20 protein-coding genes are annotated in these 21,197 nt (G+C 67.4%); 12 read left to right on the forward strand and 8 right to left on the reverse strand.

Annotation, left to right across the window (positions count from 1 at the left end; genetic code table 11):
* Positions 1–90: 90 nt before the first annotated feature.
* Positions 91–843: a tyrosine-protein phosphatase gene (locus IEV87_RS02545; RefSeq protein WP_188476057.1), complete on the forward strand. Its 753-nt coding sequence runs from the start codon at positions 91–93 to the stop codon at positions 841–843.
* A gap of 190 nt (positions 844–1,033) precedes the next feature.
* On the opposite strand, the gene IEV87_RS02550 is transcribed toward IEV87_RS02545, so the two are convergent.
* Entirely contained in the window at positions 1,034–2,980 is a 1,947-nt protein-coding gene (locus IEV87_RS02550; protein WP_188476058.1) for an AsmA family protein, read from the reverse strand.
* 118 nt (positions 2,981–3,098) lie between these two features.
* On the opposite strand from IEV87_RS02550, the gene rimO reads away from it, so the two are divergent.
* Positions 3,099–4,484, forward strand: coding sequence for a 30S ribosomal protein S12 methylthiotransferase RimO (rimO, locus tag IEV87_RS02555; RefSeq protein ID WP_188476059.1), 1,386 nt, complete (start codon positions 3,099–3,101; stop codon positions 4,482–4,484).
* A gap of 161 nt (positions 4,485–4,645) precedes the next feature.
* On the opposite strand, the gene IEV87_RS02560 is transcribed toward rimO, so the two are convergent.
* The gene (locus IEV87_RS02560; protein WP_188476060.1) at positions 4,646–5,368 is read right to left on the reverse strand and encodes a M48 family metallopeptidase; all 723 of its coding nucleotides are present in this window, start codon (positions 5,366–5,368) and stop codon (positions 4,646–4,648) included.
* A gap of 137 nt (positions 5,369–5,505) precedes the next feature.
* On the opposite strand from IEV87_RS02560, the gene IEV87_RS02565 reads away from it, so the two are divergent.
* Entirely contained in the window at positions 5,506–5,748 is a 243-nt protein-coding gene (locus tag IEV87_RS02565; RefSeq protein ID WP_188476061.1) for a hypothetical protein, read from the forward strand.
* 32 nt (positions 5,749–5,780) lie between these two features.
* Complete coding sequence (locus IEV87_RS02570; RefSeq protein WP_188476062.1) at positions 5,781–6,887, forward strand: class II histone deacetylase; 1,107 nt, start codon at positions 5,781–5,783, stop codon at positions 6,885–6,887.
* 69 nt (positions 6,888–6,956) lie between these two features.
* Here the strand turns inward: IEV87_RS02570 and IEV87_RS02575 are convergent, their stop codons facing one another.
* The gene (locus tag IEV87_RS02575; RefSeq protein WP_188476063.1) at positions 6,957–7,874 is read right to left on the reverse strand and encodes an NADP-dependent oxidoreductase; all 918 of its coding nucleotides are present in this window, start codon (positions 7,872–7,874) and stop codon (positions 6,957–6,959) included.
* Positions 7,875–7,966: 92 nt separating this feature from the next.
* On the opposite strand from IEV87_RS02575, the gene IEV87_RS02580 reads away from it, so the two are divergent.
* The 3 genes from IEV87_RS02580 (at position 7,967) to IEV87_RS02590 (ending at position 9,924) form a co-directional block, all read left to right on the forward strand.
* Positions 7,967–8,377 carry a winged helix-turn-helix transcriptional regulator gene (locus IEV87_RS02580; RefSeq protein ID WP_188476064.1) on the forward strand — a complete coding sequence of 137 codons (411 nt, stop codon included), beginning with the start codon at positions 7,967–7,969 and terminating at the stop codon, positions 8,375–8,377.
* 282 nt (positions 8,378–8,659) lie between these two features.
* Positions 8,660–9,238 carry a nitroreductase family protein gene (locus IEV87_RS02585; RefSeq protein WP_188476065.1) on the forward strand — a complete coding sequence of 193 codons (579 nt, stop codon included), beginning with the start codon at positions 8,660–8,662 and terminating at the stop codon, positions 9,236–9,238.
* Complete coding sequence (locus IEV87_RS02590; RefSeq protein ID WP_188476066.1) at positions 9,235–9,924, forward strand: EI24 domain-containing protein; 690 nt, start codon at positions 9,235–9,237, stop codon at positions 9,922–9,924. Before IEV87_RS02585 ends, IEV87_RS02590 begins: the two co-directional genes overlap by 4 nt.
* A 125-nt stretch (positions 9,925–10,049) precedes the next feature.
* Here the strand turns inward: IEV87_RS02590 and IEV87_RS02595 are convergent, their stop codons facing one another.
* Positions 10,050–10,325: a DUF1467 family protein gene (locus IEV87_RS02595; protein ID WP_188476067.1), complete on the reverse strand. Its 276-nt coding sequence runs from the start codon at positions 10,323–10,325 to the stop codon at positions 10,050–10,052.
* Entirely contained in the window at positions 10,325–10,729 is a 405-nt protein-coding gene (mce, locus tag IEV87_RS02600; RefSeq protein WP_188476068.1) for a methylmalonyl-CoA epimerase, read from the reverse strand. Before mce ends, IEV87_RS02595 begins: the two co-directional genes overlap by 1 nt.
* A 161-nt stretch (positions 10,730–10,890) precedes the next feature.
* Here mce and IEV87_RS02605 point away from each other — a divergent pair, with 161 nt between their 5' ends.
* Together IEV87_RS02605 and IEV87_RS02610 are read left to right on the forward strand one after the other, a co-directional pair.
* The gene (locus IEV87_RS02605; RefSeq protein WP_188476069.1) at positions 10,891–11,607 is read left to right on the forward strand and encodes a response regulator; all 717 of its coding nucleotides are present in this window, start codon (positions 10,891–10,893) and stop codon (positions 11,605–11,607) included.
* 53 nt (positions 11,608–11,660) lie between these two features.
* On the forward strand, positions 11,661–12,074 hold the full coding sequence (locus IEV87_RS02610) for a metallopeptidase family protein (protein WP_188476070.1): 414 nt from the start codon (positions 11,661–11,663) through the stop codon (positions 12,072–12,074).
* Positions 12,075–12,160: 86 nt separating this feature from the next.
* On the opposite strand, the gene IEV87_RS02615 is transcribed toward IEV87_RS02610, so the two are convergent.
* Both IEV87_RS02615 and IEV87_RS02620 read right to left on the reverse strand, forming a co-directional pair.
* Positions 12,161–12,646: a flavodoxin family protein gene (locus IEV87_RS02615; protein ID WP_188476071.1), complete on the reverse strand. Its 486-nt coding sequence runs from the start codon at positions 12,644–12,646 to the stop codon at positions 12,161–12,163.
* A 255-nt stretch (positions 12,647–12,901) separates the two neighbouring features.
* Positions 12,902–14,560 (reverse strand): NAD+ synthase, encoded by a 1,659-nt coding sequence (locus IEV87_RS02620; protein ID WP_188476072.1) that lies wholly within the window; start codon positions 14,558–14,560, stop codon positions 12,902–12,904.
* 159 nt (positions 14,561–14,719) lie between these two features.
* Between IEV87_RS02620 and IEV87_RS02625 the strand changes: the two genes are divergently transcribed.
* The 3 genes from IEV87_RS02625 (at position 14,720) to argF (ending at position 18,621) form a co-directional block, all read left to right on the forward strand.
* Positions 14,720–16,147, forward strand: a complete 1,428-nt coding sequence (locus IEV87_RS02625) for an MORN repeat-containing protein (protein WP_188476073.1) — start codon at positions 14,720–14,722, stop codon at positions 16,145–16,147.
* 276 nt (positions 16,148–16,423) lie between these two features.
* Entirely contained in the window at positions 16,424–17,602 is a 1,179-nt protein-coding gene (locus IEV87_RS02630) for an aspartate aminotransferase family protein (RefSeq protein WP_188476074.1), read from the forward strand.
* 92 nt (positions 17,603–17,694) lie between these two features.
* Positions 17,695–18,621 carry an ornithine carbamoyltransferase gene (gene argF / locus IEV87_RS02635; RefSeq protein ID WP_188476075.1) on the forward strand — a complete coding sequence of 309 codons (927 nt, stop codon included), beginning with the start codon at positions 17,695–17,697 and terminating at the stop codon, positions 18,619–18,621.
* A gap of 111 nt (positions 18,622–18,732) precedes the next feature.
* Here the strand turns inward: argF and hrpB are convergent, their stop codons facing one another.
* The gene (gene hrpB, locus IEV87_RS02640; protein WP_188476076.1) at positions 18,733–21,174 is read right to left on the reverse strand and encodes an ATP-dependent helicase HrpB; all 2,442 of its coding nucleotides are present in this window, start codon (positions 21,172–21,174) and stop codon (positions 18,733–18,735) included.
* Positions 21,175–21,197: the final 23 nt, after the last annotated feature.

Raw genomic sequence — 21,197 nt, forward strand, 5'->3', positions numbered from 1 at the left:
AATGTCCCCGCCGGACGCCCCGGACCGCCGCGCATCTTGTCATCCGGGGCAAATCCCGTACCGTGCCGCCGATAGATCGGAGCGAGCCCCATGACCCTGACCCTCGATACCCGTGCCCTGCCTTATCCGGGCATACACAACATCCGCTGCCTCGGCGGCTATACCACCGAAACCGGAACCGTGACCCGGATGGATGCGATCTGGCGCGGCTGTGCGCTGACCGGCATCGAAGCTGAGCACCGCGAGGACCTGCTGAGCCGCGGGCTTGCCACCATCATCGACCTGCGCCGCGCGGACGAGATCGAGGCCGCGCCCAATCCGCTGGCCGACGATCCCCGCGTGATCTACGTCAACATCCCGCTGTTCGACGGACTGGCCCCGATCGACCGCATGGCGGAAGAGGTGGACGGCCAGTTCAACATGGGCATCCGATATGTCCGCGCACTGGACGAATGCAAGGACAACATGGCGCGGGTGATGCGCACCATCGCCGCCGCCGGTCCGGGCGGAGTCTATTTCCACTGCACCGCCGGCAAGGACCGCACCGGGCTGATCGCGGCGCTGCTGCTGTCGAACGCCGGTATCCCGCGCGAGGTGGTGGTGGCGGAATATGCCCTGACCGCCCGGCTCGGCGCATCCTTGATGGACGAGTTGCGGGTCGCGATCCAGGCGCGGGGCAACACGGCAGAGCGGACCGAACAGATCCTCGCCTCCGCGCCCGAGACGATGACCCGGGTGCTTGGCCATCTCGACACGACTTACGGCGGGCCTGTGGCCTATCTCGACCTGATCGGGATCGACGCCCCGATGCGTGCTGCCCTGGCGGCGCGGCTGGTCGGGTAGCGGCCTGGCGTCTTTGGCAGGAGATCCTCGGATCAAGTCCGAGGATGACGGTTGGCGAGAGCGCTGCGGCGACTTCCTCTCCTACGTGGGGGAGAAGGCTGGGGTGAGGGTGCGTCGCACGGTGTGAGGGGGCGTCGCCAAATGTGGGGGACTAACGCAATGTCAGGCGCGAAACGGAAGGTCCACCCCCCTACCTGTTGAACAGCTTCAACAACCCCTTCTTCGCCTCTTCCTCGATGGTGCGGCGTAGCGCGTCCTCCGTGCTCTCCCCCGTCTTCTGTTCGATCCCGAGCTTGTCGGCGGCCTTCTGGCGCAGCTCCTCCTCAAGCCGGGCCTTTTCCCCGGCCGCGTTCAACTGGATCGCCTTCTCCACGTCGACAAATATCTTCGGACCCGCCCAGGGCCCGCGGATCACCACAGGCAGGGCGAGCCCCTGACCGTTGCGCGCCTGCAGGCTGACCGGCGTGAAGACGTAGTCGATGTCCTGCCGGCCCAGCCCGATCGCGCCTTCGCCGCGGGCCTCGATCCCCGCCAGTTTCATCAGCAAGTCGCGGTTGGTCAGAACGCCCTTGTCCAGCGTGAAGGTTGCCCTGGTCGCGTCGAAGATCGTGGTGCCGCCGGTCGGGTCGCCGCCACGAAACAGGCGGTCGAGGTCGATGCCTTCGATCGTGCCGCGCCCGGTGTCTATGCCGCCCTCGCCGGACAGCGCATTCATCAGCGCCGCGACCGACTGGCCCGAGGCGAGAAACTTCAGCGTGGCCGAGGCGTCGCCGGTAAAGCGCGTGATCCCGGCCAGTTCGCTCAGCGTCCGTTGCAGCGCGATGTTGCTGGCGTTCAGGGTCCCGCCGACCGAGAGGCCGTTGCGGTTGTTGGCGACGAATTCGCCGGTGACCTTGCCGCCGAATATGCTGACCTCGCGCAGGTCGGCGACGGCGCGGGCGCGGTCGATGGTGATGACAGTGCGGGTCGGGCCGAGCTTTGTCACGCCGAGGTCGATTTCGGGCGCGGTCAGCCCGATTTCCCCGTCGATCAGCCCGAGGGCGGAGGCGTCGATCGGCGCGGTCGACCAGCCCGATCCGGCAGTCGGCGCGGCGGTGGCCTGCGCCTTGTCACCGGTCGTCAGGGCAGAGAGATCCAGCGCCTCCGCTCCCACTTGGGCGCGCAGCACGGGGCGGTCGCCTGCGGTCGTCAGGTCCGCCGCCAGCGTGGCCCGGTTGGTGCCGGAAGCGAGGGTGCCCTCGCGCAGGGACAGCTGCCCGTCTTTGGTCAGGGTCACGGTGCCGGAGAGCCGCAGATCGCGGCCCAGACCGGCGGGCAGGTCGGGCGGGCTTTGCCGCAACGCCCTGGCCAGGCGGGCGGTATCGGAAACGTCGAGGGTCAGTTTGCCCTGCGCCTCGGGACGGACAGAGGCGCGGCCGTCGAATGCACCGGTTGCACCGGGGGCGGTGATGTCCAGTTTCAGCCCGGTCACGTTGCCCGCGGCCAGGGCGGTGGCGTCCGCGACGGTGCCGGTCAGATGCACCGGGTCCCCCGCCGGGCGCAGGGTCAGGTCGATGCCGACGGGGCCGTCGGCCTGCGGGTAGGTCAGGGTCAGGTCGATGTCGCGCTGGCTGATCTCCGTCCCGGTCTGGCGGTCGATGTAGTAGAGCGCGGCGCCGGTGATCTCGGCCCGGTCGAGGGTGAAGGCGGGCAGGGCGCGCGCGGGCGCGGCGGGGGCGGCCGGGGCCGTGGCGGAGGTGGCGGTTCCGGCGGGGCGTTCGATCTCCCAGTTGCCGGTGCCGTCGGCGTTGCGCTCAAGCAGGATCTGGGGACCTTCGGCGCGCAGGGCGCGAATGCGGATGTCCTTTTTCAGCAGCGCGGCAGCATCGACCCCGATGGTGACGGAGCGCGCCTGAAAGAGCGGGCCGTTGTCGGACCAGTCGGCATTGGCGATCTGCAGCGCGCCGACGGTCACGCCAAGCTGCGGCCATAGGCTGAGACGGGCGTCGCCGGCGACCGTGACCTCGCGCCCGGTGCGACGCGACAGTTCCTCGGCCGCAACGCGGGCGATCTGCTCTCCGGGCACAAGGAACAGCCCGGCGCCAAGGATCAGGACAAAGACGACAATCGCGCCGATCAGGAGTCGTAGCAGCCGCATGGGGCCTCCGGTAACTTGCCGTCGCCAGCCTAGCACGGGGGGGGCGGGCGGCAAGCGGCGCGCGGGCGGTTGCGGCGTGGCAGTTGCAAAAAACCGGCAAGGGCGTATAGGCGGCTGCATGTCGCAGAATCCGCCGAACCTCCGCCCCGACATCGCGCCCCTGCCGCGCCTGTCGGACACCCGCCGTCCGGGCCAGCCCGCCATCGGAATGGTTTCGCTCGGCTGCCCGAAGGCGCTGGTGGACAGCGAACGGATCCTGACGCGGCTGAGGGCGGAGGGCTACGCGATCTCTCCAGACTATTCCGGGGCGGATGCGGTGATCGTGAACACCTGCGGGTTCCTCGATTCCGCCAAGGCCGAGAGCCTTGAGGCGATCGGCGAGGCACTGGCGTCCAACGGGAAGGTCATCGTGACCGGCTGTCTCGGCGCGGAGCCGGAGTATATCACCGGCGCGCATCCCAAGGTGCTGGCCGTCACCGGGCCGCACCAGTACGAACAGGTGCTGGACGCGGTGCACGGGGCGGTTCCGCCATCTCCGGACCCGTTCATCGACCTGCTGCCGGCCTCGGGCGTTTCGCTGACACCGCGGCACTACAGCTATCTGAAGATTTCCGAGGGCTGCAATCACAAGTGCAGGTTCTGCATCATCCCCGACATGCGTGGGCGGCTGGTGTCGCGCCCCGCGAACGCCGTGCTGCGCGAGGCTGAGAAACTGGTGGATGCCGGGGTCAAGGAACTGCTGGTGATCTCGCAGGACACCTCGGCCTACGGGGTGGACCGGAAGCATGACCTTTCGGCCTGGAAGGGCGGGGAGGTTCGGGCGCATGTGACCGATCTGGCGCGCGAACTCGGGTCGCTCGGGGCATGGGTGCGGCTGCATTACGTCTACCCTTACCCGCATGTGCGCGACCTGATCCCGCTGATGGCGGAGGGGCTGGTGCTACCCTATCTCGACATCCCGTTCCAGCACGCCCACACCGACACGCTGCGCCGCATGGCCCGTCCGGCGGCGGCGGAGCGCACGCTGGACCGGATTGCGGAGTGGCGGTCGATCTGTCCCGAAATCACCCTGCGTTCCACTTTCATCGTCGGCTATCCCGGCGAGACGGAAGAGGAATTTCAGGTCCTGCTCGACTGGCTGGACGAGGCTCAGCTGGATCGCGTCGGCTGCTTCCAGTACGAAAATGTCGCCGGGGCGCGGTCGAACGACCTGCCGGACCATGTGCCGGACGCGGTCAAGCAGGAGAGGTGGGAGCGCTTCATGGAGAAGGCGCAGGCGATCTCGGAGGCGAAACTGGCAGCGAAGGTCGGTTCGGTGATGGACGTGATCGTCGACGAGGTGGACGCCGACGGAGTCGCGACCTGCCGTACCAAGGCCGACGCGCCCGAGATTGACGGCAACCTCTTCATCGACGAAGGGACGGGCTCCCTTGCTCCGGGCGATATCGTGCGGGTGGAGGTGGACGAGGCCAGCGAATACGACCTCTGGGGTCGGCTGGTCTGAATAAGGAGCAGGGGGCGTTGCCCCCCGCCTGACGGTGCCCCCCGGGATATTTGCCATGCCGAAGAGGGCCCTTCTTTGGTTTTGAAAATATCCCGGGAGGTCCGGAGGGCAGAGCCCTCCGGCGCGCGACATCCATCAGGCGCGCGCCTTAGGGACGGGCATCATGGACGGGCGAGGGCGCGGCGGACGGCCTCCACCCGGTTCGCGTTCGGAGGATGGGTTCCGAGGAAGCGGTTGCCGGGATCGGGGGCGCGTTCGAAATAGCGCGCGCCGTTGATTGCGTCGTACCCGGCAGACCGGGCGATGCGGGCGCCGACGGCATCGGCCTCCAGTTCGTAATCCTTGGCATAGGCGCGCGAGCCGAGCACGGCGCCAACCCGTGCGGCGGTTTCCAGCGCGGCGCCGGAGGCCCCCGTCCGGGCAGCGGCGCTGGCGAAGATCAGGGCCGAGGCGCGCGTGGCCTCGCGCCGCCGGTCGAGGTGGCGGGCGATGTGATGCGCGGCCTCGTGCGACAGGACAAAGGCCATTTCGTCGTCGTTGCGGACATAGGCGATCATCGGCACCGTAACCACGATCACCGGGCGGCCCCGCTCGTCGACCAGTTGGAAGGCGTTGATCGGTGCGTCGGGGCTGTCGTCCACGGCGATCTGGAAATCGCAGTTCAGGTCCGGGGAATCGCGGCGGCAGGCCCGTTCGGCTGCCGGTTCGACCCGCTTGGCCACGGCGATGAACCGGCGCGCGGCCACGCGGGAGGCGGTGACTGAGGGGCTTTCGTCCACCTGTTGCGTCGGCGGGGGCGTCACGGTCGCCGGCACGTCACAGGCCACCAGCGCCATCAGCGCCGGGAGACACAGCATCGCCCTGAGAATTTGCCTGCGGATCATCCTGCCCTTCCTTCGTTTCATCTATCCGCGTTTTCCGGCGGCCTTGCAACCGAGCCGCGTGTCACGGCATCGCGATCCGGGGCGGGCGTGGCAAAGCTGCTTGCACAGGGTCCGGGACAGGTCCTAGGCTCGCCCCCATGTTCACGATCGAGCACGAATTCGATTCCACCCTCATCACCCTTGTCGACGACGGGGGCGCGCCGCTTCAGGAAGACGTGGTGCTGAACGCCTTCGCCGAATGCGTGACGGTGGAACAGTATGATGCCCGGCTCGATTCCGTGCAGAAGATCACCCTGTCGATGGCGCAGGTGCGTGACCTGGCGGCGGCGATGAACCTGCCGGAGGGGAGCTATACGCTGACCCCGTCGCGGCAGGACTGACGCCGCATGCGGGCGGCCGGGGCGGAGATCACATGACGACAGGTTTCTACTGGGACGAACGCTGCTTCTGGCATGCGGGCGGGACCTATGCGCTGACCATGCCGGTCGGCGGGCTGGTGCAGCCGCTCGCCGCCGGGGGGCTCCCCGAAAGTCCGGAGACCAAGCGGCGGCTGAAGAACCTGATGGATGTGACCGGGCTGACCTCCGACCTTTCCGTGCGCTCCGCCGACATGGCCGCGCGCCCCGATCTGGAGCGGGTGCATCCGGCGTCGTACCTCGACCGGTTCAAGGAGGTGTCGGATGCGGGAGGAGGGGAACTTGGCCTGCGCACGCCTTTCAGCCGTGGCGGCTATGAGATCGCCGCGCTGTCGGCCGGACTGGCTGTGCAGGCGCTCGCGGATGTGATGCAGGGGAAGGTGGAGAACGCCTATGCCCTGTCGCGTCCGCCGGGACATCACTGCCTGCCGGACTGGCCGAACGGGTTCTGTCTGATGGCCAACATCGCCATCGCGGTGGAGGCCGCGAAAGCGCGCGGGCTGGCCGGGCGCGTGGCGGTGCTGGACTGGGACGTGCATCACGGCAACGGGACGGAACATGTGTTCTATGACCGCGACGACGTGCTGACGGTCTCGGTCCATCAGGAAAGGAACTATCCGCTCGACACCGGCGACGTGGCAGACAGGGGACGAAGCGCGGGCGAGGGGTACAACATAAACGTGCCGCTGCCGCCGGGCGCGGGGCATGTCGCCTATCTCGAGGTCATGGACCGGATCGTTCTGCCCGCGCTCGACCGGTTCCGGCCCGACGTGATCGTCGTGGCCTGCGGGTTCGACGCGGGGATCTACGACCCGATCGCGCAGATGCTCTGCACGGTGGAAACCTTCGGTGCGATGACTGAACGTGTAAAGGCCGCTGCGGAACGGCTGTGCGGCGGGCGGCTGGTGATGGTGCACGAGGGTGGCTATTCCGAGGTCTACGTACCCTTCTGCGGGCATCGCGTGATCGAGGTGCTGTCCGGGTCCGCCCGCAGGGCCGAGGATCCGATGGCGCATACAGTGGCGACCCGGCAGCCAAATGCGCGGGCGGATGCGTTCTTCTCGGGTCTGATCGCTGAGATGGCGGCGGAGTTCGGTTTCTAGCAGCGGGTCCTTTGCCGCGGCTCCTTCGGGCGCATGCGGACGCCCGGAGGAGCCGGGTGTTCCGGGCGTTCAGGGGATCAGGACGATCTTGCCAACCGGCCGTTCCGCAAGGGCTTCATGGGCGGCTGCAACCTCCGACAGCGGGAACTGCCCTGCTACGGTGACGCGCAGTTGGCCTTTCGCGATCAGTACGGTCAGTTCGTCCAGCCCCTCCGTATCCGTCTGAACGACGATGCGGGAGATCTGGATGCCGCGCGCCCTGGCCGCCTGTTCCGCTTCGTCGCCGAAGGGCAGCAGGGCGATCAGTCTTCCGCCGTCGCGGACCGTGGCCAGAGACTGCATCACGTGCTCCGCCCCCTGCGTATCGAGGACGAGGTCGTAGGGCCCTTCCGGCTGATCCTGCGTGTAGTCGACGACGATGTCCGCGCCGTAACCTTTTGTGATCGTGACCTTTTCCGGACTGGCTGTGGCCGTAACGCGGGCGCCGCGCGCCTTGGCGATCTGCACGGCAAGGTGGCCGACTCCGCCCGCGCCGCCGTGGATTAGGACATGCTCGCCCTCGGCAATCCGGCCGTGGGTGACCAGTGCCTGCCATGCGGTCAACCCGGCGAGGGGCAGGGCTGCGGCCTCGGCATCGCTCAGACTGTCCGGCGTCCGGTTCAGCCCGGCGGCGGGAACAACGGTATGGGTCGCGTAGGCGGCTACCTGAGCCGGGAAGGCGGGCATGCCGAAAACGCGGTCTCCGGTCCGCCAGGCGGTCACGCCGGGTCCAACCGCCTCCACGACGCCGGAAAGGTCCCAGCCGATCGTGAAGGGCGGTGCGCCGAGGAAATCGACAAGGCCCGCGCGGACGGCGACATCCACCGGGTTCACGCCTGCAGCGTTGATCCTGACGCGGACTTCGCCTGCACCGGGTTCGGGCAGTTGGCTATCCTCAAGCTGCATGACATCGGCCGCGCCGGTCCGGATCTGGGTGATCTTCTTCATTTTCGGTCTCCTCTCTGCAAAGGTCGGGAACCCTTGATCGAGCCAAAACTAACCATTGTGAAGTAGGCACTTATTCGGTAAGTAGTTTCCCTATGGATAGTTATGATCTCGACAGCATCAGTTTCGACGTGTTCCGGCGGGATTGCGCGTCCCACACCGTGCTGGACATGCTGTCCGGCAAATGGACCTACCTGATCGTGCGGGCGCTGACGCGGGGCCGGATGCGGAATTCGGAACTGGCGCGAAAGATCGAGGGGATTTCGCCCAAGATGCTTTCCCAGACCCTGCGGGAACTTGAGAGGGACGGGCTGGTCGTGCGCCGGGTCCATGCTGAGGTTCCGCCGCGCGTGGACTATGCCCTGACCCCACTCGGCGAGGAGTTGGCCGGGCTTATGGGGCAGATCTGCGACTGGGCCGAACGGCATGTGCCAGAGGTCCTCCGCGCCCGCCTCAATCATGGCATGACGGAGGAAGAGGCGCGGACCGGGCGGGCCGCGCGCTGACCGGGGAGTTGCGGAACGGGTGGTCTGAACCTGCAAGGCGGGCCGAAGATTGCGCAGTTCGGGGTGCGGCAACGGCGTGGTCGGGAGATGGCACTAACTTTCGATAGCCGATGACACTGTCCGAAAATCACGATGCGCAGTGGCGAAGGCTGACAAATTCCGCTCATTCCTGTCGATTCACGCACGGCAGCACATCAACGCATGCAAGCGGAACATCTGTTCCGGCGACCTTGACGCGGACGGCGGTGGCGACGACATAGGCGGCAGCAGACCGGAGTGCCCATGCCCGACAAGAATCAGCCCGTCCTCGATTTCCTCGCCACCCGCCGGTCACATTCGCCCAAGGTGCTGGTGCCGCCAGTTCCCTCCCGTGCGGAAGTGGAGGCACTTCTGGGCTATGCCGCGCGTTCCCCCGATCACGGGGCACTGGTGCCCTGGCGCTTTGTGGTGATCGAAGGCGGCGCAATGGCCCGCCTGGCCGATCTGGCGGAGGCGCGCGGGCAGGCGCTCGGCAAGGATGCGGAGACGGTGGCGAAGGGACGCGGCCAGTTCGACCGGGGACACCTTGCAGTTGTCGTCGTGGAACGTCCGGTGCCGTCCGAAAAGGTGCCGCCGCGCGAGCAGACGCTGTCGGCGGGAGCTGTCTGTCTCAGCCTCGTGAATGCCGCGCTGGCTGCGGGCTGGGGCGCGGGTTGGGTAACCGGCTGGATCTCCTTCGACCGGGGATTCGTCGAGCAGGGGTTTGGACTTGCGCCGGAGGAAGAGGTTGCCGGCATCGTGCACATCGGCAGCTTCGTCTCTCCCCCGGCCGAGCGTCCCCGCCCGGATGTCCCGGCGCTGATCACCTGGCTGCCCGCGTGATCTTCGCGTCCTTTTTCGCGGCGCTCGGCCAGGTCGGGGACCCGCGCTTCCGCCGCGTTCTGCTGATCGGTATCGCCCTGACGGTCGCATTGCTTGCCGCGGTGACGGCTGCCTTCCTCGGTTTCCTGCAATGGAGCGTCGGCGAAGAGGCGACGCTGCCCCTGATCGGTGAGGTCACCTGGCTGAAGGACCTGATCACCTGGTCCTCTCTCGGGCTGATGCTGGTGCTTTCGGTCTTCCTGATGGTGCCGGTCGCCTCCGCGATCACATCGATGTTCCTCGACGATGTTGCCGCAGCGGTGGAGGACCGGCATTATCCGGGCCTGCCGCCCGCGATCCCGACACCGTTCTTCGACGCGGTGCGCGACACGGTGGCATTCCTCGGCGTGATCATCGTGGCGAACCTGCTGGCGCTGGTGCTCTATGCCTTCTTTGCGCCATTTGCGCTGTTCATCTTCTGGGGGCTGAACGGGTTCCTGCTTGGGCGCGAATATTTCACGCTGGCCGCCATGCGCCGCGTCGGGCGGGACAGGGCCAAGGTGCTGCGACAGAAGCACTTCCTGACCATCTGGGCGGCGGGCGTGCTGATGGCCGTGCCGCTATCCGTGCCCCTGCTGAACCTCGTGGTGCCGATCCTGGGGGCGGCGACCTTTACCCATATCTATCACCGGCTGACTGCCCGCTGACGCCTCCGGCGGGGATATTTCCGGCAAGATGAAACCCGCAGGCCCATTCATCTTGCTCAAAGTATCCTCGGGGGGAGGCGCGTCAGCGCCGGGGGGCAGACAGCCCCCGCGACGTTCCGGATGGCTCAGGCGCCGGGGCCCATGCGGTGGAACATGTCCAGATCGCGCACGGTGATCCAGCCGGAGACGATGATTCCCGCGATGATCGCGAAAAGCACGACCGACACGCCTGTCGTGATCCAGAGCTTTGCCTTGAGGTGATGGACCTCGGGTGCGCCGGACTGGGTGCCGGGGGTGACCTTGCCCATATCCTGCTGGGTCTTCAGCCGCATCGGCGCGATGCACAGCAAGGTCAGGAACCAGATGACGGCGAAGAGAACCGCGGCCGAGGTCGGGCCCATCAGACCTGCTCCAGTTCCACGAGGCAGCCGTTGAAATCCTTCGGATGCAGGAAGATCACGGGTTTGCCGTGGGCGCCGATCTTGGGCTCTCCGTCGCCGAGGACGCGGGCGCCGGTCGACTTCAGATGGTCGCGTGCGGCGAGGATGTCGTCGACCTCGTAGCAGACATGGTGGATGCCGCCGGCCGGGTTCTTGTCGAGAAAGCCCTGGATCGGAGAGCCTTCGCCAAGCGGGTAGAGCAGTTCGATCTTGGTGTTGGGAAGTTCGATGAAGATCACGGTGACGCCGTGGTCCGGTTCGTCCTGCGGTGCGCCGACCTTGGCACCGAGCGCGGTGCGGTACTGGTCCGCCGCGGCGGTCAGGTCGGGAACGGCGATGGCGACGTGGTTGAGGCGGCCGATCATGCGGGAACTCCTGTTCTGCTGGTGCATGTTATGCGCGCTCTGCCTGAAGGGGGCAAGCGCGTCAGGGCGACGCGGGGCACCGTCAGCGTCGTTAACGGGCTTTTCAGATTCGTGGGCGTACCCTTTCCGAAAGATGGACAAACAACCTGTAGGAGAGTGGAATGGACGACCAAGAACCCCTTTTGCGGGACCATGTTCCGACCACGGCGCGGCCCCTTCTCGGCATGACGATTCTGGTTGTGGAGGACAGTCGCTATGCCAGCGAGGCGATGCGTCTGATGTGCGTGCGATCGGGTGCACGGATCCGGCGGGCGGACTGCCTGGCCTCGGCGCGGCGGCATCTGCAGGTCTATCGCCCGACGGCGATGGTGGTCGATGTCGGGCTGCCGGACGGGTCCGGGCTGGACCTGATCGCGGAAATGGTGCGCGCGACGCCCCGCGTCGACGTGCTGCTGGCCTGTTCGGGCGACGAGGGGGCGGCTGAGGCGTCGATGGCGGCGGGGGCGGACGGGTTCCTGTCCAAGCCGCTGCGCAGTCTTGCGGCGTTCCAATCGGAAATCCTCCGCCACCTGCCGCCTGACCGTTGCCCCGCTGGCCCGCGGGTGGCCGATACGAGCGAGGTGCGACCGGATGCGATGGCTTATCGCGACGATATGGCGGCGGCGGCCGATACGCTTGGCTCCGGTGCCGATGCCCCGACCGTCGGCTACGTGGCGCAGTTCCTGCACGGAATCGCCCGCGCCGCGCGGGACGATGTCCTTCTCGACGCGGTGGATGAGATGTGGGCCGATCAGCGGGCCGGGCGCGTTTCGGACGCGCGGGTGCTCAGGGTTGCGGGGCTGGTGAATGATCGGATCGGAGCGCGGCTGTCGATCTGATCCCTCGCTTGCGCCCCCTTTGCTTCCACCCGGAGCGGGGCCATATCGGACGCATGACTCTGCCCCCTGATTCCGGCCGTGCGGCCCCTGGTTCTGCCCATTTCGAAGCCGTGATGCGTCGCGTGGTGGAGGGCTTCCCGGAGCGGATCCGGGAACCGGCGCGGCTGGTCCGGCTCTGCGTGGCGGAATTGCCGGAGCCCTGGATGCTGGACGATCTCGGGATCGACGATCCGCTGGAGCTGACGGGGCTCTACGACGGTATTCCGCTTACCGAGAAGAGCGTCTGGGACGGACCGCATCCGGGGGATGCCGTCTGGCTGTTCCGGAAGCCGATCCTTGCTGAGTGGCGGGACCGTGGGGACGTGGCGCTGGACGACCTGATTGCCCATGTCACCGTGCATGAGTTCGCGCATCATTTCGGCTGGTCGGACGAAGATATCGCCACGATTGACCGGTGGTGGGAGTAGGTCGCGGCCGCTCCGGCACGGGTCGCAATCGCTGAGGCCGGCCTTGCAGGGGTGCGGCGGCAAGCCGGGACGCCGGTCCTGATCTTTCAGAAGGCCCCCATGGCGAGCCCGGCGGCCAGTGCTGCGCCGAGGTCGCGGCAGCGGGTGAGGTCGTCCTCCGGGATCGTCTTGGGCGCGAGGATCGCCTCCGGTGTCTGGGCGTGAGTGCAGACGATAAGCGGAGGCTGGACCTCGCGGAGGCGCCAGCCGGTGGCAATGCGCGCGGTCTGACGGGCTGCGTTTTCGCCGTCCGTGCCGGCGCAGACCATCTGCGCATAGGGGCGGCCCTCGATCCGGCCGAGGACCGGGTAGTAGCTGCGATCGAAGAAATCCTTCATCACCCCGGCGATGGCGGCGAGGTTTTCGGGCGCGGCGAAGAGGTAGCCGTCGTGGGACAGGAGGTCGTCGGGACCGGCCTTGGCGGCACGGAGAAGGGTGGTCTCGGTCTCCTCCCGCGCTGCAGAGTGGGCCGCTTCGGCCATCTGGCGCGTGCCGGAGGTGAGGGAGTGATAGACGATCAGAAGTCTTGGCATGGCATGAGATTAGCGGAGCAAGTGGGCGACGTCATTCGCAAGAAAGGTCGCAACGACGCGGACCGGGGCAGAGGGGCGGGCCAGGGACTGCCGCTTCGAGGGTTGCCCGTCTCGACTTATCTTGACGACGGTGAGCCGCTCAACACGTGGCGCTTGCGGTGACGAAGCGGCAGGCCGCGGGACGGCCCGCCGCTCTGCCCCGGCGCCGCCCGGAGGGCGGCTTGTTCCGGGACAGCGGGCATAGCTCAATCGCTGTTACCCCTCGTCGCGCCAGCGGTTGACGATCGGGTAACGGCGGTCCAGCCAGAAGGCGCGCTTGGTGAGCCTTGTGCCGGGCGCGGACTGGAAGCGCTTGTATTCGCTGAGGTAAATCAGACGCTCAACCTTCTTCGCATCCTCGCGCGAAAAGCCGGCCGCGACGCAGTCCGACACCGACCCGTCGAGGTCGACGAGGATGTTGAGGATCGCGTCGAGCACCGGGTAGTCGGGCAGGGAATCGCTGTCCTTCTGGTCTTCGCGCAGTTCGGCCGAGGGCGGTTTGGTGATGATCCGCTCGGGGATGACCTCTCCGGGCGGGCCCATCATCCAGTCGCGGTGGTTGGCGTTGCGCCAGCGGCATTGTTCGAAGACGCGGGTCTTGTAGAGGTCCTTGATCGGGTTGTAGCCGCCCGCCATGTCGCCGTAGATCGTGGCGTAGCCGACCGCGACCTCGGACTTGTTGCCGGTGGTGAGCAGCATCTCGCCGAACTTGTTGGACAGCGCCATCAGCAGCAGGCCACGCAGGCGGGACTGGATGTTTTCCTCCGTCAGGTCGGGCTTCGTGCCTTCGAAGAGGGGGGCGAGCGTTTCGGTCACCGCAGCGCGGGGGCCGGAGATCGGGACGAAGTCGTAACGGCAGCCGAGTGCCTCCGCGCAGGCCTTGGCGTCTTCCAGCGAATGTTCGGAGGTATATTCCGACGGTAGCATCACGCAGCGCACGTTCTCCGGGCCAAGCGCGTCGGCGGCGATGGTGGCGACGATGGCCGAGTCGATCCCGCCCGAGAGGCCGAGCAGCACTTTCCTGAACCCGGTCTTGCCGCAGTAGTCGCGCAGGGACTGGACCATCGCGCGGTAGTCCTGTTCCCACTGGTCGGGCTGTGGGGCCTTTTCGCCCTGCTCGATCCGCCAGCCCTCGGACGTGCGGGCCAGATCGATATGGGCGATCTCCTCGTCGAAGGGGGGGAGGATGAAGGCGAGGTCTCCGCCCGGATTGAGGCCGAAGGTGGCGCCGTCGAAGACCTGATCGTCCTGGCCCCCGACCATGTTGAGGTAGATCAGCGGCAGGCCGGTTTCCACGACCCGCGCGACCATCTGGTTGAGCCGGGTGTCGAGCTTGCCGCGGTAATAGGGCGACCCGTTCGGCACCAGCAGGAATTCGGCCCCGGTCTCGGCAAGGGTCTCGGGGACCTCAGGGTGCCAGGCATCCTCGCAGATCGGGGATCCGATGCGGGTGTTGCCGACGGAATAGGGGCCGCCGAGCGGACCGGAATCGTAGAGCCGTACCTCGTCGAACACCGTCTCGTTCGGCAGGTCGTGCTTGAGAACGCGCGATACGATGCGCCCCTTGGTCAGGATGTAATAGGCATTGAAGAGCCCCGCGCCCTCCAGCGCCGGGCCGCCGATGGCGAGCGTCGGGCCTTCGGCACAGTCCTTCGCCAGGTCTTCGATGGCGGCGATGGCGGCTTGATGGAAGACGGGTTTCTCGATCAGATCCTGGGTCTGGTAGCCGGTGATGAACATCTCGGGCAGGGCGACCATGTCCGCGCCGGCCTCGCGGCCCTGTTCCCATGCGGCACGCGCCTTGGCGGCGTTGCCGGCAATATCCCCCACGGTCGGGTTCAACTGGGCAAGCGTGATGCGGAATCTCTCGGTCATCTCGGGCCTTTCGGTCTGTCGCCTGCCGTCTGATTACCGGCACGTGTTCGTGAGGGAAAGGCGATTTGGGCAAAAGGCATTGCGGGGCATCGGGCTGGCGTCTAGGTTTTGACCCGTTCCGGCCCCCCGGCGGGCCGGCGGACGGGAGAGCAGAATTCCATGACGCGCAAGACCCTCAGCCTCATCCTTCTCGGCACGGTGCTGGCCGCCGGTCCGGCGCTGCCGGTTTTCGCGCAGAGCGCCGAGGTGCAGACCAAGCAGTACGAGGATGGCGGCGTCTACGAGGGCACCTTCAAGGACGGGCTGCAGCACGGCACAGGCACCTACACCCTGCCGAACGGCTACGAATACACCGGCGACTGGTTCGAGGGTGAGATCCGCGGACAGGGCCGGGCGAAGTTTCCCAACGGATCGGTCTACGAGGGCGCGTTCGCCAAGGGAAAGCCGCACGGTCAGGGCAAGATCACCTTTTCCGACGGTGGCACCTACGAGGGCACCTGGGAAGAGGGCAAGATCAACGGCACCGGCGTCGCCTCCTACGCCAACGGGACGCGTTACGAGGGGCAGTTCACCAACGCCATGCATGACGGCAAGGGGGTGATGACGGCGCCGGGCGGGTACGTCTATGACGGCGACTGGGTCAACGGGGTGAAAGAGGGTGTCGGCAAGATCTCCTACCCCGACGGCGCGGTCTACGAGGGAGAGATCGTGCGCGGTGCGCGTGAGGGGCAGGGCGTTCTGACCATGCCGGACGGGCTGATCTATGAAGGCACCTGGAAGAACGGCCAGATCGACGGCATCGGCAAGCTGACACAGGGCAACGGCGACGTCTACGAGGGCGCGCTGGTCGAGGGCAAGCGCGAGGGCAAGGGCAAGGTCACCTATGCCAACGGCGATGTCTACGAGGGCGATTTCGCGAATGACATGCGCAACGGACAGGGACGTTTCACCGGGGCGGACGGCTACGTCTACGCCGGGAGCTGGGTGAACGGGAAGATCGAGGGCACGGGCCGCGTGACCTATCCCGACGGCTCTGTCTACGAGGGAGAGTTCCGCGATGACCTCGCCAATGGCATCGGCAAGATCACCTATCCGGACGGCGCGACCTACGAGGGCCAGTGGAAGGACGGCGTCATCGACGGGCGCGGGCTGGCGACCTATCCGAACGGGTTGACCTACGAGGGCGACTTCGTGAATGCGAAGAACGAGGGGCAGGGCGTGATGACCTATCCGGACGGCTATCGCTACGAAGGGGCCTGGGTCGGTGGCGAGCGCGAGGGCAAGGGCCGCGCGACCTATCCCGACGGCACGGTCTATGAGGGCGATTTCGTCGCCGGAGAGCGCGAGGGCCAGGGCACGATCACCATGGCGGACGGGTTCACCTATACCGGCGGCTGGAAGGCGGGAGAGATCACCGGCCAGGGGACAGCGACCTATGCCAACGGCGACGTCTACGAGGGCTTCTTCGAAGCCGGGCGGCGACAGGGACAGGGCACGATGAAATACGCCTCGGGCGAGGAGGAGACGGGCGTCTGGCAGAACGGCGCGCTTCCGCGCGAAGACGGCGCGGCGCCCGCGTCGGAGTAGCGCCGGAGGGGCCTTGCCCCTCGGCCTGCGGCCTCACCCCAGGATATTTTGCGAAACCAAAGAAGGGCGGGCGCGATTTCCCTTCCCTCGGGGCAGCGGCCGCGGTATGAGGGCGCCATGACGACGCGAGCTCTCTTCCTGCCGATCCGACGCCGACGCACCCGCGCCTGACGTCCCGCTTGCCTGTCCGCGCCCATGGGCGCATCACCCCCCCAAATATTGACACCGCCCCGATGGTCATGCTTCCTCGGGGCCTTCCAACCAGAGGATGACGCGATGATCCCGTCCGTTCTGCCGACCTATTCCCGTGCGCCGCTTCACTTCGTGAAGGGCGAAGGCTCCTGGCTGATCGAGGAGGACGGACGCCGTTTCCTCGACCTCGGTTCCGGTATCGCCGTGGCGGCGCTTGGCCATTCCAACCCGGTGGTGGTGAACGCGCTGGTCGATCAGGCGAACAAGCTGTGGCACGTGTCGAACCTTTACGAGATCCCGCAGCAGCAGGCCCTGGCCGACAAGCTGGTCGACAACACCTTTGCCGATACGGTGTTCTTCACCAACTCGGGCACCGAAGCGACGGAGCTGGCGGTGAAGATGGTGCGCAAGTACTGGTACGAGAAGGGCCAGCCCGACCGGGTGGAGATCATCTCCTTCACGGGTGCGTTCCACGGCCGGTCCGCCGCCGCCATTGCCGCCGCGCCGACGGAGAAGATGGTGAAAGGGTTCGGGCCGCTGCTGCCCGGCTTCGTCAACCTGAAATGGGGGGATATGGAGGCGCTGAAGGCCGCCGTCACCGACAAGACCGCCGCGATCCTGATCGAACCCATTCAGGGTGAAGGCGGGATCAACGTGATGCCGGACGAGCAGCTGAAGGCGCTCCGCAAGCTGTGCGACGAGACCGGGACGCTGCTGGTCTTCGACGAGATCCAGTGCGGGATGGGCCGCTCGGGCCGGCTGTTCGCGCATGAATGGGCCGGGGTGACGCCGGACGTGATGCTGGTGGCCAAGGGCATCGGCGGTGGCTTCCCGCTTGGCGCGGTGCTGGCGACGGAAGATGCGGCAAGCGGCATGGTCGCGGGGACCCACGGGTCGACCTATGGCGGCAACCCGCTTGGCTGTGCCGTCGGACTCGCCGTGGTGACGGCGATCACGGAGCCGGGGTTCCTTGACGAGGTGCGGCGCAAGGGATCGGCCTTTCGCCAGAAGCTGGAGGGGCTGGTCGCCGACAATCCGGACGTTTTCGAGGAAGTGCGGGGCACCGGCTTCATGCTTGGTCTGAAAGTGAAGATGGCCCCCGCGGACTTCGTGAAGGCCGGTTATGCGCGCGAACTGATCACCGTGCCCGCCGCCGACAACGTGGTGCGCATCCTGCCCGCGCTGACCCTGTCGGACGAGGAACTGGCCGAGGCCGTCTCTCGCCTCGACGCGACCGCGAAGGACATTGCCGCCAAGCCCTGATCCGGCTTCACCTTGCCGGAAATATCCCGGGGTGAGGCGCGGCACGCGCCGAGGGGCAGCGCCCCTCACCCCGCCTCCGAAAGACGTGACAGATGAAACATTTCCTGGACATCCACACCACTGACCGGGCCGACCTGCGGCAGATGATCGACCATGCGCGCGCGATGAAGGATGCGCGCGCCGGGCGCCCCAAGGGCATGCCCGACGACGACCGGCCGCTTGCCGGGCACATGGTGGCGCTGATCTTCGAAAAGCCCTCGACCCGGACGCGTGTCTCCTTCGATGTCGGCGTGCGCCAGATGGGCGGAGAGACCATGGTGCTGTCCGGTCAGGACATGCAGCTTGGCCATGGCGAGACGATCGCCGATACGGCGCGGGTGCTGTCGCGCTATGTCGACATGATCATGATCCGGACCTTCGATGAATCCGTGGTGCAGGAGATGGCGGAATTCGCCTCCGTCCCTGTGATCAACGGGCTGACCGACCGGACGCATCCCTGCCAGATCATGGCCGACGTTATGACCTTCGAGGAACATCGCGGCCCGATTGCCGGAAAAAAGGTTGTCTGGATGGGAGACGGCAACAACGTGTTCGCATCATGGCTGCACGCGGCGCAACAGTTCGATTTCGGCCTGACCTTCTGCGGGCCGCAGCAGCTTGATCCGGATCGGGAGTTCATGGACATGGCGCGCGATGCCGGTGTCGACGTCACGATCCAGCGCGATCCGTGGCGCGGGGTGGACAAGGCCGATCTGGTCATCGCGGACACCTGGGTGTCGATGCATGACGCCCAATCCTCGCGCGAGCGGCGGCACAATTTGCTGCGGGCCTACCAGGTGAACGACGCGCTGATGGACGCTGCCGGACCGGAGGCGTTGTTCATGCATTGCCTGCCCGCGCACCGGGAGGAGGAGGTGACGTCCTCGGTCATGGACGGGCCGCAGTCGGTCATCTTCGACGAAGCGGAGAACCGGCTGCACGCGCAGAAGGCGGTCATGCGGTGGTGTCTCGGGGTGTGAGATCGCCGTTTGCCGGCTGTCACCCTCGGGCTCGATACGCGGATCTTCCTGGCATGAGAACCCCGTGTCGGGCCCGGGGATGACGTGATCGCGGTCGGCACGGACAGCGCCTCAGGTCCCCCTCGGTTTCGCCCTCAGCGTCGGGTCGGCCTGTGTCGGGTCCTCGGGCCATGGGTGGCGGGGGTATTTCGCGCGCATGTCCTTGCGGACGTCGGCGTAGGAGCCGCTCCAGAAGCCGGGGATGTCCGCCGTGGTCTGGATCGGGCGGCCGGCGGGGGAAAGCAGCGTGACCTTGAGCGGTGTGGTGCCGACCGAAGGGTGTGAGGTCTGGCCGAACAGCTCTTGTATGCGCAGGGAAATCTCGGGCGGATCGGAGGCGTAGTCGATCGGGATCCGCCGCCCCAAAGGCGTGGTGAACTGCGCCGGGGCGAGCCGGTCGAGCCGCTGCTGCTGATCCCAGTCCAGACGCGCCTTCAGGGCGGGCAGGATGTCGAAGCGGCGCCACTGGCCTGCGTCCCGGATACCGGTGAGATGGGGGAGGAGCCAGTCCTCCAGCGTCTCCATCAGGTGCGCTTCGGTATGGTCGGGGAGGTTCGCGTCGTTTCCGGCAAGCCGGGCGCGGGCGAGGAAGAGGCGTGCGCCCTCGGATATGGTCAGACCGAGGTCCCGCACGCCGTCTAACATGGCGCGGGCTACCGCATCGGGCGGGGCGTCGGGCCAGGTCCGGTCGTCGAGCACCGCCGCGCCGATGCGTTCCTGCTGACGGGTCATGACGCGGCGGTCGCGTTTCGACCACTCGCAGCTTTTGGCCCAGTGGACGCGGTCGGGGAAGGCGGCACGGATTTCGGATGCGGTGATCTGGATCGCCTGCCGGATCTTCGCCTCGCGCGGGTCGCCGTCGAGATCGGTGGTCACGAGGAAGCCCGCCTGTGCCAGTGCGTCGCCTTCGGGCAGGACCGCGCCCTTGCCGCCGGAGAGAACATAGCGCGGCTGATCGCCCTTGCGGCGTTGGCCGATTCGGTCGGGATAGGCGAGGGCAGCCATTTCCGGCAGGGGCATGGGCGGAGCGTCAGGGGAGAGGCGGGCGAGGCGCTTGGCCTCTTCGCGAATGCGGGCGATTGCGGCGCGGTCGGGGGTCCAGGGGCGGCGGTCGGCGAAGGTCTTCGGGTCGGCCACGGCCTCAATCCGCAGCGACAGGTCGGTCGGGGCGGAGCGGGGGAGCGGGTCGCGTTCGGCCAACAGCGCGGCGAGGGTTGCGGCGGGTTTTCCCGCGCGCACCAGCATATTGGCGAGACGGGGGTGGGTCGGCAGGGTGGCGAGTTTCCGGCCATGCGCAGTGATGCCGGTGGTATCGAGCGCGCCGAGGTCGGTGAGCAGCGCCTGCGCCTCCGCATAGGTGCCGGGATTGGGCCGGGTCAGCAGAGGCACGGTGTCGGGCCCTGCGCCCCAGAGCGCGAGGTCGAGGGCGAGGGGGGCAAGGTCCGCCGTCTCGATCTCGGGCGGGGCGAAGGCGGGCAGGGCACCGTCCTCTCCCTTCGTCCAGAGGCGGTAGCAGGTGCCGGGGGCGACACGGCCCGCGCGGCCCGCGCGCTGCGTCGCTTCGGCCTTGCTGACGCGTTCGGTGACAAGGCGCGACATGCCGGAACCGGGATCGAAGCGCGACCGGCGGGCGCGGCCGGCGTCGATCACCACGCGGATGTCTTCGATCGTCAGGGAGGTTTCGGCGATGGAGGTTGCGAGGACGATTTTGCGGCCGGTCTCGGCGGGGCGGATGGCGGCGCGCTGTGCGGTCAGGGGCATGGCGCCGAAGAGTGTGTGGAGCTGGATGTCCGCGGGCAAACGGGGCTTCAGCAGAGCCTCGGTCCGGCGGATCTCTCCCTCGCCGGGTAGGAAGACGAGCACGCCGCCTGACGTTTCGGGCAGGGCGGAGAGGACGGCACCGGCGGTTGTTTCCTCGATCCGGGCGCGGCGCGGCAGGGGGCGGTCAAGTTGGCGGATGTCGACCGGAAAGGCGCGGCCTTCGGAGGTGATAACGGGGGCATCCATCAGCGCGGCGACCGGCGCGGCGTCCAGCGTGGCGGACATGACCAGCAGGATCAGGTCGTCGCGCAGCGCCCCGGCGATTTCGAGGCAGAGGGCAAGGCCGAGGTCGGCGTTCAGGGAACGTTCGTGGAATTCGTCGAAGATCACCGCGCCGACGTCGGGCAGGTCCGGGTCGGACTGGATCATGCGGGTCAGGATGCCTTCGGTGACGACCTCGATCCGCGTGGCCTTCGACACGGCGGAATCGCCGCGGATGCGATAGCCGACGGTCTGTCCGGTTTGTTCCCCGAGGCTCTGCGCCATCCGGTCGGCACTGGCGCGGGCGGCAAGGCGGCGGGGTTCGAGCATCAGGATCCGCTGCCCGGTCAGCCCGGCGTCAAGCATGGCGAGGGGCACGCGCGTGGTCTTGCCCGCACCGGGCGGGGCCTGCAGGACGGCGCGGCCCCGGTCCCGCAGGGCGGCGATCAGGGCGGGCAGGGCGTCGTCAATGGGCAGGGCGTCGCGGATCATGCGGTCTTATCGGCGAATGCGGG

The organism is Primorskyibacter flagellatus, from assembly GCF_014638275.1.
GTDB classification, from domain to species: Bacteria; Pseudomonadota; Alphaproteobacteria; order Rhodobacterales; family Rhodobacteraceae; genus Pseudooceanicola; species Pseudooceanicola flagellatus_A.